This window comes from Salicibibacter halophilus, assembly GCF_006740705.1.
Taxonomy (GTDB): Bacteria; Bacillota; Bacilli; order Bacillales; family Marinococcaceae; genus Salicibibacter; species Salicibibacter halophilus.
Map to the genome: position 1 here is coordinate 710,634 of NZ_CP035485.1, position 17,823 is coordinate 728,456.

A 17,823-nucleotide genomic window follows, 5' to 3' on the forward strand; every position below is an offset into this window, starting at 1 on the left:
GGCTACCTTTCATCAACTGCTGCTATCGAATCTGAGAATTCAAGTTGCATTTATTCATTCATGGGGAGGTCATATAGATGGACTTATGGCTTATGTCACTCTTGGCTTTGTTTCCGATTCTTGTGATTTTTTTCCTTATTGTGTTTCTGAGATGGTCAGCAAAAGCAGCGATGCCGATCGCTCTCGTCTTAACAGCACTTATCGCACTCATCGTCTGGGGGGCTGAATTTACACAAGTAAGCGCGGCAATCATCCACGGGGTAGTGCTCGCGCTGGAAATTTTATTTATTGTATTTGGAGCGCTTCTCCTACTGAACACGCTTAAAGAAAGCGGCGCTCTGCAAACGATCCGCTCCAGTTTTACGAGTATATCACCGGACCGCAGAATTCAGGCGATTATTATTGCCTGGTTGTTCGGTTGTTTTATCGAAGGGGCCGCTGGCTTCGGGACTCCCGCGGTCGTAGCAGCACCGTTGCTCGTTGCGATTGGTTTTCCGGCCATGGCCGCGGTTATGATCGCGCTTGTTATTCAAAGTACGCCAGTTTCTTTCGGTGCCGTAGGGACACCGATTTTAGTCGGGGTCGGTTCCGGATTGGAAGGTCAGGAAAGCGTGATGGCTGCTTTGGGAAGCATGCCGTTTGATGAATTCATTTACTCTGTGGGGGTTCAAGTTGCCCTTACCCATGGCCTTGCCGGCATCCTTGTGCCGTTATTAATGGTTGGCCTATTAACTCGTTTTTTCGGAAAATCAAGGTCTTTTTCGGAAGGGTTCAAAGTTTGGAAATTTGCAATTTTTGCTGGTTTCGCTTTTGTAATCCCCTTTTACATGGTGGCATTACTGTTGGGTCCTGAATTTCCGGCTCTGCTCGGAGGCCTTATTGGACTATTAATCGTTGTTCCTGCCGCGCGAGCAGGGTGGTTTCAGCCGGAAAAATCGGATATGTTTGATTTTGAAGCACGTAGCAAATGGGAGCCGGAATGGATTGGAAACCTTCAGGATGACGTTGCCAAGGAAGTGACCGGTGAAAAAATGGGGTTATTGAGAGCATGGTCGCCTTATATCATCGTCGCCGCTTTGCTCATTGTAACGAGAGCGATTGACGGCATCAATGAATTTTTGCAACAACCTGCGCTCACTTTCGAATGGGCGAATATCTTCGGTTCGAACGTGACCACCGATATCGCGCCTTTATTTGTACCGGGAATGTTTTTCGTGATCACATCCATTATCACCTACTACATTCATTCCATGCACAAACAACCCGGAACCTATAAAAATGCCTGGTCCGTTTCGTTTAAAACGTGGCTGGGAGCAGCGGTGCCTTTATTGTTCGCGGTGCCGATGGCTCAGGTTTTTGTCAATTCCGGTTCAGAAATGTATGAAAGTATGCCGATTCTGTTGGCGGAAGCAGCAACAAATGTGGCCGGAGAGTTTTGGCCGTTGTTCGCGCCGATATTCGGGGCGTTGGGCGCTTTCTTTGGCGGGAGCAACACGGTAAGCAATGTTATGTTCTCGTTATTCCAATTCGGCGCTGCTCAAAATATAGGCTTGGATCTTAACGGCTCGAGAATCATTGTTTCTTTGCAAGCGGTAGGCGGTGCTGCCGGGAATATGATTGCCGTCCATAACGTTGTGGCCGCCTCGGCAACCGTGGGATTGCTCGGAAAAGAAGGATTAATTATCCGTAAAACGCTGATTCCGATGGTGTATTATGTCACCGTCGTAGCCCTACTCGGGATGGGATTTGTCATCGGAGGCGTAAACTTCTGGTTCTTCACCGCCATCTTATTCGCGATCGTTTACATCTTTATTTTGTCAAAAAATAAAGGCAGAAACACACCGATCGATACCGGGCGGAAACCTTCAGCGTGAGGATAAACGTAAAGCGGCAGATCACTCTGCCGCTTTTTACCTCGATCATGCCTTCACCAGAGTGTTTTTCAAAACACCTATCTCGTTGATCTCACACTCGACTAAGCTTCCCTCTGTAACCATACCTGCCCCAACGGGACTGCCTGTCATAATCACATCCCCTTGTTTGAGCGTCATCACATTTGATAAGTATGAAATCATTTCCTCGATCGAGACGATCATTAAGTCCGTCGGGCTGTTTTGTTTTTCAACCTCATCGACCCGTGCCTTAACGCTTACGTTTAAGGGATCTAAGTCTGTTTCCAAGTAAGGTCCTATTGGTGTAAACGTATCAAATGATTTTCCAATCATCCAATGCCCGTCTTCATGAAAATATTGCGGAGCTGTCACATCATTTCCTACCGTGTAACCATAGAGATGGTCCAACACCTGATCTTTGCTAATATTTTTCGTCTCTTTTCCTATGACAACGACGAGTTCAGACTCAAATTTCACTTCATTAATTTCCGTTGGAATGATGATTGCTTCCTCCGGTCCGATAACCGATGATGTCGGCTTAAAGAAAAAAACAGGGATATCCGGCGGAGTATCCGGCTTATCTTCTTTTTTTGATACAAAATTTGCGCCGATGCCTATGATTTGGTTCGGCACCAAAGGGGCCAGTAACTGAACGTCATCCTCTTGGAATGTTCGATCGGTATACATCCAACGATCAAAAATATCCCCTTCGATCTCTTTAATTCCTTCATCAGTGACAACACCTTGGTGAACTTCTGCTTCAAATAAAAACCTAGAAAATTTCATTTGTCATTTCCTTTCTCAGTAGTATACACATGCGTTAAGTCGTCATGATGCGCTTTTGGCTACCTAACCGGAGACAAACGCTATCATTAGGTCGCCATGAACCTCTTCCGTCAATCCTGCCCTACCGTCTGATACGCGTCCCCGCTTCCGACAGCACTCTTCACTTCACCACAGCGCGCCGGTTTCGGAAATTGTTTGTCCGGATTCATTAAGTTATTCGGATTAAACACATCACGCACCGCGAGCTGTCGGTCAATTTCCTCCTCCGTAAACACAAGGCGCATATCTTCTTTTTTCTCGATGCCGACCCCGTGCTCACCGGTGATCGAACCGCCCACTTCCGTACAAGCTTCCAGCGTTTTCGTGCCCACTTCCAAGGCTAGATCGGTTTCCCCTTCATTGCGGGCATCGAACAAGATCAACGGATGCAGGTTGCCGTCGCCGGCATGAAAAACATTCGCGATCCGCAAGCCCGATTCTGCACTGATTTCCGCAATACGGGCCAACACTTCGGACAGTCGGCTGCGCGGAATAACGCCATCTTGCACGAGATAAGCCGGGGAAATCGCGCCCATCGCACCGAACGCCGTCTTCCGATTCGCCCACCACTTCCCGCGCTCGCGGTCGTCTTGGGCGACTTTGATTTCTTTAACGTTATGATGTTCGCAGACGTTCACCATCTCATTGATTTGATCTTCAATGCCCGCGGCTATACCATCCACTTCCATGATCAGCACCGCTTTTAAGCCTTCCGGATGCCCAACGGGATTCGTCGCCCGTTCCACCCCTTGAATCGCGATTTCATCCATCATTTCAATCGCCGCTGGCACAATGCCGGCCGCGATGATGTCCGAAACTACGTAGCTAGCATCTTCAACGGAATCAAAATAAGCCAATGCCGTTTCTTTCGATTCCGGCTGCTTTAAAATACTAACGGTGATCGACGTGACAATGCCGAGCATGCCCTCCGATCCCGTGAGAATCCCGAGCAAATCATACCCGGGCGCATCTGGCACCCCGCCGAGCTCAACAATTTCCCCGTCATGCATCACTACTTCCAACCCAAGGACATGATTGGTCGTCACCCCGTACTTCAGGCAATGGGCACCTCCGGCATTTTCCGCGACGTTCCCGCCGATCGTACAGTTCGCCTGGCTGGATGGATCCGGCGCGTAATAAAAACCTTTATGCGTGATGGAATTTGTAAGCTGGAGATTAATATAACCCGGTTGCACAACCGCTTCCCGATTATCGTAATCGACGTGGAGCAGCTGCTTCATGCGCACGAGGCTAATAATCACCTCGCCTCCAAACGGTGTGGCACCGCCGCTTAAGCCCGTGCCTGCCCCGCGAGGGATAAACGGAATCTCACGGGCATACAGCCACTTCACGACGTCGGATACCTCTTCCGTGGTTGCCGGAAAAACAACGGCAAGCGGCATGCCGCGAAAGACGGTCAAGCCGTCACATTCATACGTGATCAAATCCGCATCGCGGTGCAAAACCGCGTCTTTCCCAAGCAAACGCGTCATTTCCTCCACCAATGCCGTTTTCTTTTCACTCATCGCCCTCACTCTCCTCTCGTTCATACGCCCAGTCCAGGAGTTGCATCGTGTGGACAATTTTCTCATCACGGCCGTGCTTCTCAACCCCCATCGCCATTTGCAGCATACAGCCGGGGTTGCCCATGGAGATCATTTCCACTTCATCCGGCACATCCTTCATTTTCCGATCAAGAAGGCGTCCGGCCATCTCCGGGTGCGTGATGTTGTAAATGCCGGCACTGCCGCAGCACTGATCCGCGTTTGGCAAATGCTTCATCTCCAGCCCCGGAATCTCTTCGAGAATTTCTCGCGGCTCATCCCAAACACCCTGGCCATGGGCAAGATGGCACGCGTCATGATAGGTTACGCGCTTGTGCAGCTCTGCTTTCGGCGGTTTATACCCGTAATCATATAAATATTTCGACACATCAAGCACTTTTTCCGAAAACTGTTCTGCTTTTTCTTTGTATTCCTCGTCATTTTGCAAAAGCTCCGGATATTCCCGCAACGCACACCCGCACCCTGCCGCATTGACGACAACATGCTCCGCATCTGACGCTAAAAAGGTATCGATGTTTTGACGCGCTAATTTTTTGCCCATCTCCCGATCGCCCGCGTGCACATGCAAAGCGCCGCAGCAGTTCTGTTGTTTCGGAATCTCCACGTTGTGCCCGTTTTTCGTCAGCACTCGAACGGTTGCTTCATTTACATCGCTGTACATGACGTCCATAATACAGCCGGTAAACATAGATGCCGTGCCTTTCTCTTCACCCTTAGCCGCAATCCGCTCCGGATGGGTTTTTAACACCGGCCGCCCCACGTCCGGCATAATCCCTTCCATGGCGCCGAGGTGATCGGGCAACACCTTCTTCACCCCGCTCTTGCGAACGACCGTCTGCATACCGCTCTTTTGATAGACTTTCGTCAACATGCCGAGCGCATGCAATCGCTTATTATGCGGAAACACCCCGCGCAGGAAAAAACGGCTCACGAACCCTTGCCACCCTGTGAGCGGCATCGCCTGCCGCACCTGCCCGCGCGCTTCCTCGATGAGCGCCCCCACCTGAACGCCTGCCGGACAAGCCGTTTCACACGCTCGACAATCCAGACACGTGAACATCGGATCTTCAAACGCTTCATCAATGCTAATTTTCCCTTCCGCTACCGCCACGATCGAATGAATCCGCCCCCGCGGCGACTGATGCTCATGGCCAAGCTCCAAATACGTCGGACACGCCTCCAGGCACATCCCGCAATGCACGCAAGCGGAAAATTTATCCTCATCAGGCGGATCCTCCCACAAGTAATTGCCTTTCGGCGGCTCATTTTTCTTCACAACCAAATCGGCCAACTTCGGCGCCGTAGCCATCTCAAATACCCCCTACAAATCGATTTGGATTCAAAACCCCATTCGGATCCAACTGCTGCTTAATGCCTTTAAGGATGGAAAAATAACCCGGTGTCGCTCCCCAGACACCAACGGATTTCCGTACGTCCAGCGGCGCATGCGTCAAGATCGCGTAGCCCTTCGATTGCTCGCAATGCGTCCGCAAGTCTTCCACGAAGGACTGGACAGCAGCGCCATCGCCACTGGCATATACACGGCTGATCCCGTGGCCGGCCCCGCCGTGGGCAAACAAGTGTACATCCCTTCCTTCCTGCAAGTTTTTGCAATGATGGATATGGTCGAGCACCTGCATGTTTTTGCTGCCGACTTTCACATGAACGGCATCAGCAAATGAACGTTGGGCGAATGTTCGCCAAAATTCTTCGACGTCGTTATCATAAAAAACGCTGAGCTCTGCTGTGTCCGGCATGTGCTCTCGGATCCATTTTTCCTGAACCTCCACGGCTTTTTGCACATCTTCAAATGTAATCACCAAACTGTACCCGTGCGTTTGAAACAAACGCTCCGTGAGGTTCGGTTCCATGTATTCCAAAGTCACCGGTTCCAAACGCGTATCCAATAGTTCCGACACAAAAGGTTTAACAGCGCTTACAGCTTTCTCATCCGGAAATGTCAGCACACACATAACGGTATATTTTGGATAGGGGCGCAATTTCAACGTGACTTCCGTGATCACCCCGAGCGTGCCCATCGAACCGACGAGCAATTTGTTCATGTCATAGCCGGCGACGTTTTTGACGACTTTTCCCCCTGAGCGCAAGATCTCCCCATTCGGATCAGCAACACGCAAACCGATAACATGATCCCGCGCCGATCCGTACGCCATCCGTTTCGGGCCACTGTCATTGGCAGCTACCACCCCGCCGATGGTAGCCTGTGACGGATACGAAGGATCGAGCGGCACCATTTGTTGTTCCGCACGCGCGGTTTCATTGATTTTTTCCATGGTTGTGCCTGCCTGCACGGTCATCGTCATGTCTCCCGGGGAATATTCAATTACTTGATTGAGGTTTTCCAAGGATAATAGTTTATCGGCCTCATCACCTTCCCCGCCAAACCCTTGTTTCGTACCTCCGCCGATCGGAATGACCGTTTCGTTTTTGTCTTTTGCGTGCTTTAAGATGTCTGCGACTTCCTCCGGCGTGGACGGGTTGACGCGTTGTCGCCCCTCATTCCCTAGCGCTTGCTGTTGCATAATCCTCCCCCTTCAACGCTTGTTGTAGCAGATCCTCGACATAGATTAAGTGCTTTTGCATGATTTCTTTCGCCGCTTGCGGATCTTGCTGTTTGACCGCTTCATAGATGCCCGCGTGCTGCATTTCGATTTTGTTTGCCACGTCAGCATCCGCCGCGATCATGCGGTGGCAATCCATCAATGCTTTTTTCATATTTGTTGAAATCGCTTCCATTAAATGGACGAACATGTCATTGCCCGTTGCTTTCGCAAGGGTGATGTGAAAACGATAATCCGCTTCCCATCCTTCTTCATTCGCTTGCTGTTCCAACACTTCCAGTTGTTCGTTGTTGCGGTGCCTGGCCGCTTCTTCCGCGATTCCGATTTCCATCCACTTCCGCACGGCATATAAATCGCGGATCGATTTTTCATCGGTTAAAGTGAATGTGCCGAATGGTTGCCATTCACTCGGCGCAGTTACAAACGTTCCCTCGCCTTGGACGACGTTCACCATCCCTTTTCCTTTCAAAACCGTGATTGCGTCCCGCACAGCCGAGCGCCCGACCTGGAATTGTTCGCAAAGTTCCCGGACCGATTGCAACTTCTCGCCCGCCGGAAGGCTGCCGTCCACGATGGAATGTTCCAGTTGCTCCGCCACTTGCTCGGATATTTTCTTTGTCGTTATTTTTTGAATCTCCATTCCGTCCTCCTTTCCCTATGATAAGTTGTCAGATATGTGATAAGTAATGAAGTATTTTTTATTATATACCAGATTATTCACAAAATAAAGAGGGTATATGGAAAAAGAATCTAATTGAAAGGTTGCGATTAGCATGGCTGAAAGTTTATTTGAACGATCTTATTTTTCAAGATTAAGCGAGTTTTCCGATTTGGCTCCGGAGATGTTTAAGGAGTTCATGACCTTCAATGAAGGCGTCATGCAACACGGCTCGCTTTCGTTGAAATTGAAAGAGCTTGCCGCCGTTGCCGTCGCTCACGTCACCGGTTGCCCGTATTGCATCGAGCTCCATGTCGGTCAACTAAAAGATGCCGGTGGCAACAAAGAAGAAATGAGCGAAGCAATTTTGATCGGAACTGCGTTAAAAGCCGGTTCCTCCATCGCCCATGGGGTCAACGCCTTGAACGCATATGACGGTGCGGAGGACGGCACCCTGTTTAAAAGAAGCTACTTCGAGAGACTGAGTGAATTCTCCAAGCTCCAACCGGAGATGTTTAAATCCTTCGTCAATTTCGATCAACAAGCCCTCGAACCATCCACCATGAGCAAAAAAGAGGGCGAACTCATCGCAGTCGCGGTTGCACATACGACCGGTTGTCCGTACTGCATCGATCTACACACAAAAAATGCCAAAAAAGAAGGCGCCAGTAAAGAAGAAATCGCCGAAATCATTTTCGTCGCCACTGCATTGAAAGCAGGATCAGCCCTCGCCCACGGAGTCAATGGTTTGAACGCGTATGATCGGTAAGTGAAGAAGGGGGACGAGCCCGGGTCAAGCGCCCCGGGCTCCTTTTAATCTGGCGAATTCACAAGATATTCTGGCACTTTACCTCATCTGCACCCAATCCCCTTTTCTTGCCCACCCAACATATCATTATTATACTGGAGAAAGTGTTTGCACGTTGAAAGAAGGAATAGACTTGCAATATATCATTTATTTTATGTTGTGCGGATTGGGCGGGCTTTTGTTTTCATTTACAAACCTATCCATTGCCTGGATGATTGGCGCGTTAGTTGTCGGTAGCTTGGTCGCCATTTTACAGCCTGACTTTCTGAACCTAAAACGCGCGGTCAACACGGTCCCGGCCAGTTGGCTTATGCTTGGCCAAGGGATACTCGGTGTGCAACTTGGCCTGTATGTCAATATGACACTCATCAACACACTCAGTAACTATTGGTTCACCATTCTTATCGTACTCGTTCTTTCTATTATTTTTGCTTTCATCACCGGATTTTTTCTTTTTTATTTTACAAAAACAGATCTATTATCCAGTTTTATTGCCACCGCGCCCGGCGGAGTTGCCGCCATGCCCGCTTACGCGCAAGAAGTCGGGGCAGATGTGGCAACCGTCAGTGTCACACAAGTGCTCCGCATTGTCTTGGTGATCAGTACGGTCCCGGTTTTATTATCATTCAATGGCGGAAACGGCAGCGCAACTGCCGAGGTACAAACGGTTACCTACGATTCTGCCTTTTTGCCGTTGAATTTCAGCCAATTCGGCTGGACCTTGCTTTTACTCGCCCTGGCGTTTTTCGGAGCGGTCTCGTCAAAAAAACTAAAAATCCCTACGCCCTGGTTGCTCGGCGCGATGGTGACCGTCGCGGGTTTCAATCTCCTTTCCAGTCAAGCTGCGCCAGCCGCCTCGCTTTGGTGGCCGGATTGGGCATTGCCTGTCGCTCAGTTATTTCTCGGAGCAAGTATAGGCGCGAAAATGCAACGGGATTTATTTCGAGACGCAAAAGCCGTGATCATTGTCGGCATCATTAGCTCGTTGGCGCTAATCGCGGCGCTCGCGGCTTTGTCGATTTTAGTCGCATCCCAAACACAACTGGACATGATCACATCAATCCTCGCGTTCTCCCCCGGAGGCGTTGCGGAAATGGCTGCCACCGCCGTTGAACTCGGGGTCGATTCCACCTTCGTCGTCGCCGTCCAAATCATCCGAATCATGGCCGTACTCCTCGTCCTCCCGCCACTCTTTCAAATCCTGCGCAAGTACGTTTTGAAAGAAGGAAAAGAAAACCAGCAAGAAGCATCATGACTTTCGGCCGATCTTACCCGGGTAGCGCTCACAAAAAGAATGATAAGGAATTACATGGCGAAAGCCGCATTTCTTCGTCGGAAATACGGCTTTCAAAAAAGCATCCATAATTAGGTGCTGTCAATTTTCTTATCAATATCATCAAAATTAATACTTATCGGTAGCATGTTTTGTATTGATGTGTGCGGTCTTTTTTTATAATCCATGATAACAATGCCTGTAAGGGTATCGTCTTCCTCCGCATATCGAATATAGATACCGGGTGAGGGTTCTTCTGCATAAGAAATCATCGGGCGGCCTATCGTAATATGGAGCACGTCATGGTCACGGTCGTACTGAAACAAAACATTGTCAATTGGTTGTGCTTCCGCGATCATAAATCGTACCTCCCTTTTCATTCGACTTTGATTTTGCAATCACGGTTACAATATCACCATATTCAGAGTTTTCATGATCAACCACAACAACCAGAGATTTTAACGTTGACATGGCTTCTAAGTTCACTAAATCAATATACTTTTCCCTTGTATTTGATAACTGATCCGAAACATCTTTAAGAATAAACCTTGGATCCTTAATGACATTTTCCACCTTTTGTTCTTCTTCGTCAAACTCTGTTCTGTAAGGACTTATAGAAACTTCTACTCCATTACAATATACTTTAAATGACCCCCTATGTGTTAAATAATTATCGCCATTTTCTCGCATATTTTTTCCTCCTCTTGATTGCTGGGGTTCGAGTACTGGCAACTTGTTATGATCTGAGCTCAATCAGGTTGAAGTACCTAACTTGGGTTGTATCGCCATAAGAATGTTTATCCCGAAACACGAAAGATTAACACATATATAAGAAGGTGTAACCCCCTGCGAAATAGTAGAGTCTTCTCGCCTAAGTAAGATATAATGTCACTATCGAAAATCCTATTGGCGGTGAAACCATGCCTGCTATACCCAGATGGCTCTCGTTGATTATTATCATGATTGTTTTCATTGGTATCGTCCTAACATTGCTCTATTTTTTCCAACACAGACTGATCTTTCACCCTACATCCCTATCAGAAAATGAAGCGGAGACGATTCGGTCGCAACACCCCGAGGCGGAAGAGATCACCATTTCGGTTACCGACGAGGTGACGGTGCACGGTTGGCTGATCTCCGATGCCGACGAAGAACCGGCGCCTTTGCTTATTTATTTTGGCGGGAATGCGCAGGAAGTGTCACAGTTGATTCCCGAGACCGCGGACATCGAGGGCTGGTCGGTGTTATTGATGAACTATCGAGGATACGGATTGAGCGAAGGGGATCCTGATGATGAAGAGACGCTGTTGGGAGACGCCTTGATGGTCTATGACGAAATGGCGGAGCGGGAAGATATTGACTCGGATAACATTGTCACGATGGGCAGAAGCATTGGATCTGCAGTGGCCACACATCTTAGCGCGGAAAGGGAGGTGCAGGGGACGATTCTCGTCTCCCCGTTTGATGAATTTTTAAACGTCGCCCAGTCTCAATTCCCTTTTCTTCCCGTGGAATGGCTGTTGAGATATTCTTTCGATTCCACGGACATCGCACCGCAAATGGAGCACCCGATGTTGGCGTTGATTGCCGAGGAGGACGAAATTGTTGATCCGGAGTATTCAAAATCCCTCGTGGATATATGGGGCGGGCCAACGGAGAGTTATATCATTGAAGGCGCAGGGCATAATACGGTTCACATGAGTGATGAATACCAGGCAAGGATTCAAGCATTTTTACGGGAGATGGAACAGGGGTAACACGCCTCACCGCCCCCACATCCCCCTCTCTTCCTCCTGCGCTTCTTCCTGAATCTCATAAAACTCCTCTTCATAACGCACGTCCGGTTCATAAACAACGACTTCCGCCAGTCCTTCTTTCAACAACATTTCCTGAAACATCTGATCTGCTTCCACGTACACGTAAAACAACATTCGATCATATTGATCGCGCTCCGAAACATCCTGCTCCAGATATACCGTTTCCCCGAGCAACACTTCCGCCGCGAAATCGGTCGCTTCCTCCCCATACGGCTCAGGATCACACTCCGGTGGGTCATGCTGGTGACAGATCTCCGGCGCGTCCACCATGATCGGCCGCACCCGTTCATCCCCCATCCCCTGAATATTCACATCAAACGTATCGCCATCGACGATGTTCACAACCATCCCTTGCAACGGCTCATCGTCAGACGGGCCCTGACAGCCAACGAGAATCAGCATAGAAAAAATAACAATCACAAAACGAAACATAAATACTCTTTCCCTTCCAAAGTTTTAAGCCATTCTCAGGCGTTCGAAACCGGTGCAATTACTGTAATTTGAACGCTTGACGGTTTGATGCGTTATAATAACCAGTGCATGCTCTTAAATTACATCGCATAATGCCTTTTTACGATATAATAACCGGTGCCTTCTCTTAAATTACATCGCGTGACGGTCTTTTGCGATATAATAACCGGTCGGATCGCCGAAATAAAAACGCGAATCCGTCTTATGTTCCTATCATTCGATGCTTTATCGTAGTTGCATCGACACCCCGGTTCTTTTTCACATCATAGCATGCTAGAATGAAAGCAACATCCAAAAGAAATAGAGGACACCAATGAAACAAGGAAACAAACTCATCATCTACATGCTTATGTTAATCATCACACTGCTCTGGGGCTATGCGTGGGTACTCATGAAAGACGCGCTTACATACATGGGACCGTTCACGTTCTCGGCGTTTCGCTTCGGCACCGGCGCAGCCACGCTGCTCTTGGTCGTATGGATCATGAAAATCGCTTTGCCGCCAAAACGCTATTGGAAACACTTAGTCGTTATCGGTCTTTTGCAAACGTCAACCGTGTTCCTGCTCGTCATGTACGCCCTCGAATTCGTCGACGCCGGCCAGTCCTCCGTCCTATTATACTCCATGCCGATGTGGAGCAGCCTCCTCGCCGTGCAATTCCTTGGCGAAAAAATAACCCCGGCGAAGATGACAGGCTTATTAATGGGAATCGTCGGGCTTTTTACCATCGTCGGATGGGATATGTGGGTCGGGCAACCGCTCGAGGTGATCGTCGGCCAACTTCTGATCATTATTGCCGCCATCGCTTGGGCGATATCAAACACTTACTATCGACGTACCGTGTCCGGGCTATCGCAACTTCAAGTGTCTGCTTGGCAAATGTTCTTCGGCACAATAGGCATCACGCTCGCAGCCCTGGTCATGGAAGGCGGCGACACGATTATTTTTAATGCAACGAGCATTTATTATATTTTATTTACCGGTGTGCTCGCCTCGGCATTATGCTTCACCGCCTGGTTTTTTATCATCAGCAAAATTGATATGGTCACCGCCACAATCTCCACGCTGCTCGTTCCTATTTTCGGACTCACGTTCAGCAGTGTTTTGCTCGGAGAAGAAATGACCGTCGGCGTATTGACTGGATCCGCGCTGATTATTGGCGGGATCGTTATCGCGACGATTTCGAAGAACCGGAATTGACGATATTTTTATTATGTAAACTTTTATATAACAATCATCGCCACCTCAGACTTTTATCTGTCTGATGCTCCATTAAGTTCGGACAATTCTCCGTGTTTCTGCATAAAAATGTCCGACGTCACTCTCTATTCGGACCATTTACTTGCATTTCCACGATTAGTGTCCGAACTGAAGAAGAGTTCGGACACTAATCGTGGATGCTCTATAAATCTGTCCGAGGTTGCACTGAGTTCGGACAGATTACACGCGTCCCCATGCAAAAGTGTCCAAACCTGATCCCTGATCGGTCTCTTTTCCGAATAAACAAACGATAACCCCTATTCCGCCGCCAATCCTTCCAGCTTCTGCATCAACTCACGCTCCATTTGCCATAGCTCGACGTAACTTTGAACGTATTCGATGGCCTCGGTCTCTTCCCCTAATCCAATTAATCCAGGGCTCGCTTCCGGAATTTTTCTTTTTCCGAGCAAGTAATCCGGGACGTGTGAATTAAAGTTGATTGCTTCTTGCAAGTATTTCTTTGCTTGCTTTGTCCATCCGTTCAGCATGTATTCGGCATACGCGCGGTTGTAGCTCATATTAGCCGTCGGCTCGTCATATTCGTCTATCAATTCCTTAGCCACACCATACTTTTCATTATCAATTAAGGTTTCTAGCAGAAGGTAGCGAATTCCCTGATTATCTATCGGGTTTAATTCCAACATTTCCCGATATTGGTCTATGGCCAGTTTCGAGTCCCCTATTAACTCACACGTCTCGGCGTACCCTTGTTTGGCACGCATATACGGGCGCGTCTCTGTAAGTCCCCAGAATTGCCCCCGATTATTTTCAAAAAAGGCATATCCTAATTCCGCTTCCCCATTGATCATGCCTTCAAAATAAAGATCGTTTTGTTCTCTCAAACTAAATGATTCCTCTGCCAAAATGACATAGGCACCAGGACTGTTCGGGTACAGCGCCAATGCTTCATTCGCCAGCCTTACCCTTTCTTCTGCCTCGCCGGAATTGAAGGCTTTATTAAGGAGTTCTTCTGCATGTTCTTTGTCGTTGCTCGGTTGAGTGGAAGAACCGAATGTTATCAAATCACTTATAAACTGCTCCATCTCTTCTTCAGACGAAAATTCTTGACTTTCAACAGCCTGTTTTAATTCATTAAACATTTGCTCCGCCAATTCATGGGGGGCAACCGGCGAGAAGCCGTCTATGATATCATCGAAAAAATCATACATTAAATAATCCATTTCTCGATATCGTTGCGATACACTATTCGGGGATACCCCGTATTTTTCCGCGATCTCTTTTTGCGTCCCTTCACCCTCGTTCATCATGTTTAAAAGATATTCGAGTGCGCCGGCGAATACTGCTTCTTTTTTTACAACGGGATTTTCATCCTCGCAAAACTCCTGCCATACTTCTATCGCTAAATTGAGGTCTTCGTCGTCCCAAATCGGTCTGTTCATTTCGTATAAAAGTTCAATAACCGCCCGATGTTTTTTTGAAACCCAATCATACGTATCAATTAACTCGCGCGGGTCTTCTTCATCGTTAAACAGATCGTACAAAACGAAAGGGTATTCGTTCTTCATCGTTTTTGAGAAACGGCCAGGGTCCAAGTCACTGCGGTATTGCTCATACACGCTTTGTAGCCAATCCAATGGAAACTCATCGTGAGTGAAAAGAAAGTGGTTAACGTTATTGTCAAAGGGGACGAAGATTCCGAGCACGCCATTACCGATTTCAGGTAACTCGTCCTCTTTATCGCAGAACACATCGCGTTCGCCGGTCTCCAGTGAAGCCACTTTAAAATGATCATCATCAATATGATCGATCACTTCATACATGCCGGGTACCGTTACCCATTCAGCAATTCTTTCTTTTGTCTCGGGCCGTAAAGAGTCTCCTTGCTCGTCCAAAAACGTTTGAAAAACCGTTTCTCCTTCAATGATCGGTGCATTGAAGATCGCCCAGCCCACAAACAACACATAATACTCTGCTTCATAATCCGAATCTATGTCCCAGTTATTTTCACGTACATAATCTTTATACAACGAGAAGATCTCGTCACTATATTGTAGCGCCAATTCCTCCAGTTCCTCGTTTAACTGCTCCAATTCTTGCTTAGCTCTTTTCGTAGTGATATCTACAACTTTATTTTCGCTTTCTACCTGCAAACAACAATGTTTATATTTTTTTCCGCTTCCGCACGGGCATGGTTCGTTACGACCTATTTTTGCCATGAAATCACTCTCCAACGCTCTTTTCTTCAGTCTATCATAAGGTTGGCGATCATGGTAAAATGAAAACAAAGCGGAGATGAATGCGTTTACAAATACCGGAACAGGGTTGATCGGAGAAACCGAACATCGGTGTTGATATCCTATGATACAATGAATAGACACAAGTTTTGAAAACAACAGGAGGTTTCACAATGGCAGTAAAAGAAGGATCCCTTCTCTGGGAACCGTCACAAGCATTTATCCAGCAATCCAACCTTGCCGATTACATGAATTGGTTGAAAAAAGAAAAAGGTTTGGCGTTTAATGACTATCAAACGCTCTGGGAATGGTCCGTTAATAACGTCGAAGATTTCTGGGAAACACAATGGGAGTATTTTGATATTCAAGCAAATCCATCCTATAAGCGTATATTAGAGTCCGATGGCGTTCCGTTCGCAAAATGGTTCGAAGGCGCGAAGCTGAATTACGCGGAACACGCCTTTCGTCACGCCCGCCCGGACGAAACAGCAATTATTTCCAAATCGGAAATCCGTCCGACGGAAAAAATGACTTGGCAGACGCTTTATGAACAGGTGGCTTCCTTTGCCGCGGGATTAAAAGCGGAAGGGATCAAACCCGGCGATCGGGTGGTCGCTTATTTGCCGAACATTCCGGAAGCAACAATTGCTTTCCTTGCATGCGCCAGCATTGGAGCTGTATGGTCGAGCGCATCGCCGGATTTCGGCAGCCGAACGGTGGTTGACCGCTTTCAACAGATCGAACCGAAACTACTTATTGCCGTCGATGGGTACCGTTATAACGGCAAAGACCATGATCGAATCAATGCGGTACGTGAAATTCAAGAAGCCATCCCGACGCTCGAAAAAACGGTCGTCCTCCCCTATTTGTCGGCTCAACCAAAAGACGATGAGCTCACAAACGTAGAGCGCTGGGCAGCTTTTATCGAAAACAACCGATCGACTTCTCTCGAATATACCTATGTTTCTTTTGACCATCCCCTCTGGATCCTTTATTCTTCCGGAACGACCGGACTTCCTAAGGCGATTGTCCAGGGACAAGGCGGCATTTTGCTTGAGCACCTGAAAAAATTGGCTTTCCATACCGATTTAAAACCAGAGGACAACTTCTTTTGGTTTACGACGACCGGTTGGATGATGTGGAACGTTGTTGTAAGCGGTTTACTCACCGGCTCCACAATTGTTCTGTATGACGGCAGCCCAACGTACCCACAGATAGACACACTCTGGCAATTCGCCGATGAAACAGAGACGACCGTCTTCGGGACAAGCGCGAGCTACTTGATGGCGAATAAAAATAACGATATCGTCCCCGGCGACACTTACAAATTGGACCATTTGAAGAGTATCGCCTCGACTGGTTCACCGCTACCTCCGGAAGGTTCGGAATGGATCTATGAAAATGTGAAAAAAGACGTCTGGCTCGCCTCCGTCAGCGGCGGGACGGATCTATGTTCCGCATTCGTCAGTGGTTCCCCACTCTTGCCGGTACATGCGGGCGAAATCCAATGCCGCGCGCTCGGAGCCGACGTGCAAGCGTATACCGAAGACGCTCAGCCGGTGTTCGATCAAGTTGGCGAACTCGTGCTCTTGAAACCCATGCCTTCGATGCCGATCTATTTTTGGGGCGATAAAAACAACGAACGCTACTACGACAGCTACTTTGCAGACTTCCCGGGCATTTGGCGGCACGGAGATTGGATTAAGATCACGTCCAGAGGAAGCTGCCAGATTTATGGCCGTTCCGACTCCACGATCAACCGCGGCGGCATTCGCATGGGCACAAGTGAAATTTACAGCGCTGTCGAAGATGTAGACGCGGTCGAAAGCAGCCTCGTCGTCGATATCAATGACCCGAACGGGAAAGACTATATGCCGCTGTTCGTCGTTCTCAAAGCGGACGAAGAACTAACCGAGAAACTGGAAAAAGAAATCAAACAAAACATCCGCGAGCACTGCTCACCGAGACACGTGCCCAATGATATTTTCAAAATCGACGAAGTGCCCACAACACTAAACGGCAAAAAAATGGAAGTCCCCATCAAAAAAATTCTCATGGGCACTCCGATTGAAAAGGCCGTGAACATGGGATCAATGAAAAACCCGGCCACGCTGGATTATTTTATTGACTTTGCTAAGCAGGGGTAGATGGTCGTTGAATTATGGCACCTCCCTCTTTGTAATTAAATATTCTTCCATATGCTCTTGATTTCTCAGAATTTCATGTCTTTAGAATGTCGTACCAGCAGCGTGCACCATTCACAAAGAAGATAATTCTTCAATAGAAGGAATGATATTCCATCCAAGAGGATCTCCACCTGCTCCAACCCCTAGGGGTTGGAAAAAAATGTATAACCGTGCGCTTAACGATGACCCACGTCATACATGGTCGCTTAACCTCCCATATATCACTGGATGGTTGATGATCCACACATTCCTTCGTCCGGCGTATCCATGCTGGTGGGGGCGGCTATGCT

The 17,823-nt window shown here is 48.1% G+C and carries 15 protein-coding genes; 6 read left to right on the forward strand and 9 right to left on the reverse strand.

Annotated features, from left to right (window positions below; genetic code table 11):
- Positions 1-77: 77 nt before the first annotated feature.
- On the forward strand, positions 78-1,874 hold the full coding sequence (locus EPH95_RS03535; RefSeq protein ID WP_142087398.1) for an L-lactate permease: 1,797 nt from the start codon (positions 78-80) through the stop codon (positions 1,872-1,874).
- Positions 1,875-1,919: 45 nt separating this feature from the next.
- On the opposite strand, the gene EPH95_RS03540 is transcribed toward EPH95_RS03535, so the two are convergent.
- The 5 genes from EPH95_RS03540 to EPH95_RS03560 all read right to left on the reverse strand — a co-directional run bounded on the left by EPH95_RS03540 (position 1,920) and on the right by EPH95_RS03560 (position 7,504).
- Complete coding sequence (locus EPH95_RS03540; protein ID WP_142087401.1) at positions 1,920-2,678, reverse strand: fumarylacetoacetate hydrolase family protein; 759 nt, start codon at positions 2,676-2,678, stop codon at positions 1,920-1,922.
- Between the two features lie 110 nt (positions 2,679-2,788).
- Positions 2,789-4,243: an FAD-linked oxidase C-terminal domain-containing protein gene (locus EPH95_RS03545; RefSeq protein WP_227004034.1), complete on the reverse strand. Its 1,455-nt coding sequence runs from the start codon at positions 4,241-4,243 to the stop codon at positions 2,789-2,791.
- A complete protein-coding gene (locus tag EPH95_RS03550) occupies positions 4,236-5,591 on the reverse strand; it encodes a (Fe-S)-binding protein (RefSeq protein ID WP_142087406.1) in 1,356 nt (451 codons plus the stop codon). Before EPH95_RS03550 ends, EPH95_RS03545 begins: the two co-directional genes overlap by 8 nt.
- 1 nt (position 5,592) lies before the next feature.
- On the reverse strand, positions 5,593-6,825 hold the full coding sequence (locus EPH95_RS03555; protein WP_142087408.1) for an FAD-binding oxidoreductase: 1,233 nt from the start codon (positions 6,823-6,825) through the stop codon (positions 5,593-5,595).
- The gene (locus EPH95_RS03560) at positions 6,800-7,504 is read right to left on the reverse strand and encodes a FadR/GntR family transcriptional regulator (protein WP_142087410.1); all 705 of its coding nucleotides are present in this window, start codon (positions 7,502-7,504) and stop codon (positions 6,800-6,802) included. The genes EPH95_RS03555 and EPH95_RS03560 overlap by 26 nt, the downstream gene beginning before the upstream one ends.
- 133 nt (positions 7,505-7,637) lie before the next feature.
- Between EPH95_RS03560 and EPH95_RS03565 the strand changes: the two genes are divergently transcribed.
- Together EPH95_RS03565 and EPH95_RS03570 are read left to right on the forward strand one after the other, a co-directional pair.
- Complete coding sequence (locus EPH95_RS03565; RefSeq protein ID WP_142087413.1) at positions 7,638-8,291, forward strand: carboxymuconolactone decarboxylase family protein; 654 nt, start codon at positions 7,638-7,640, stop codon at positions 8,289-8,291.
- A 172-nt stretch (positions 8,292-8,463) separates the two neighbouring features.
- On the forward strand, positions 8,464-9,585 hold the full coding sequence (locus EPH95_RS03570; RefSeq protein WP_142087414.1) for an AbrB family transcriptional regulator: 1,122 nt from the start codon (positions 8,464-8,466) through the stop codon (positions 9,583-9,585).
- A gap of 110 nt (positions 9,586-9,695) precedes the next feature.
- Here the strand turns inward: EPH95_RS03570 and EPH95_RS03575 are convergent, their stop codons facing one another.
- Positions 9,696-9,962 (reverse strand): DUF2283 domain-containing protein, encoded by a 267-nt coding sequence (locus tag EPH95_RS03575; RefSeq protein WP_142087416.1) that lies wholly within the window; start codon positions 9,960-9,962, stop codon positions 9,696-9,698.
- Complete coding sequence (locus EPH95_RS03580; protein WP_142087418.1) at positions 9,937-10,293, reverse strand: hypothetical protein; 357 nt, start codon at positions 10,291-10,293, stop codon at positions 9,937-9,939. Before EPH95_RS03580 ends, EPH95_RS03575 begins: the two co-directional genes overlap by 26 nt.
- 230 nt (positions 10,294-10,523) lie before the next feature.
- Here EPH95_RS03580 and EPH95_RS03585 point away from each other — a divergent pair, with 230 nt between their 5' ends.
- Positions 10,524-11,360, forward strand: coding sequence for an alpha/beta hydrolase (locus tag EPH95_RS03585; RefSeq protein WP_142087420.1), 837 nt, complete (start codon positions 10,524-10,526; stop codon positions 11,358-11,360).
- Positions 11,361-11,366: 6 nt separating this feature from the next.
- Here EPH95_RS03585 and EPH95_RS03590 read toward each other — a convergent pair whose 3' ends face one another.
- Positions 11,367-11,852: a thermonuclease family protein gene (locus tag EPH95_RS03590; RefSeq protein WP_142087421.1), complete on the reverse strand. Its 486-nt coding sequence runs from the start codon at positions 11,850-11,852 to the stop codon at positions 11,367-11,369.
- Positions 11,853-12,204: 352 nt separating this feature from the next.
- Between EPH95_RS03590 and EPH95_RS03595 the strand changes: the two genes are divergently transcribed.
- Positions 12,205-13,092, forward strand: coding sequence for a DMT family transporter (locus EPH95_RS03595; RefSeq protein WP_142087423.1), 888 nt, complete (start codon positions 12,205-12,207; stop codon positions 13,090-13,092).
- 317 nt (positions 13,093-13,409) lie between these two features.
- On the opposite strand, the gene EPH95_RS03600 is transcribed toward EPH95_RS03595, so the two are convergent.
- Complete coding sequence (locus tag EPH95_RS03600) at positions 13,410-15,329, reverse strand: SEC-C metal-binding domain-containing protein (protein ID WP_142087426.1); 1,920 nt, start codon at positions 15,327-15,329, stop codon at positions 13,410-13,412.
- A 191-nt stretch (positions 15,330-15,520) separates the two neighbouring features.
- On the opposite strand from EPH95_RS03600, the gene EPH95_RS03605 reads away from it, so the two are divergent.
- Positions 15,521-17,494 (forward strand): acetoacetate--CoA ligase, encoded by a 1,974-nt coding sequence (locus EPH95_RS03605; protein ID WP_142087428.1) that lies wholly within the window; start codon positions 15,521-15,523, stop codon positions 17,492-17,494.
- The last annotated feature ends 329 nt before the right edge of the window (positions 17,495-17,823 follow it).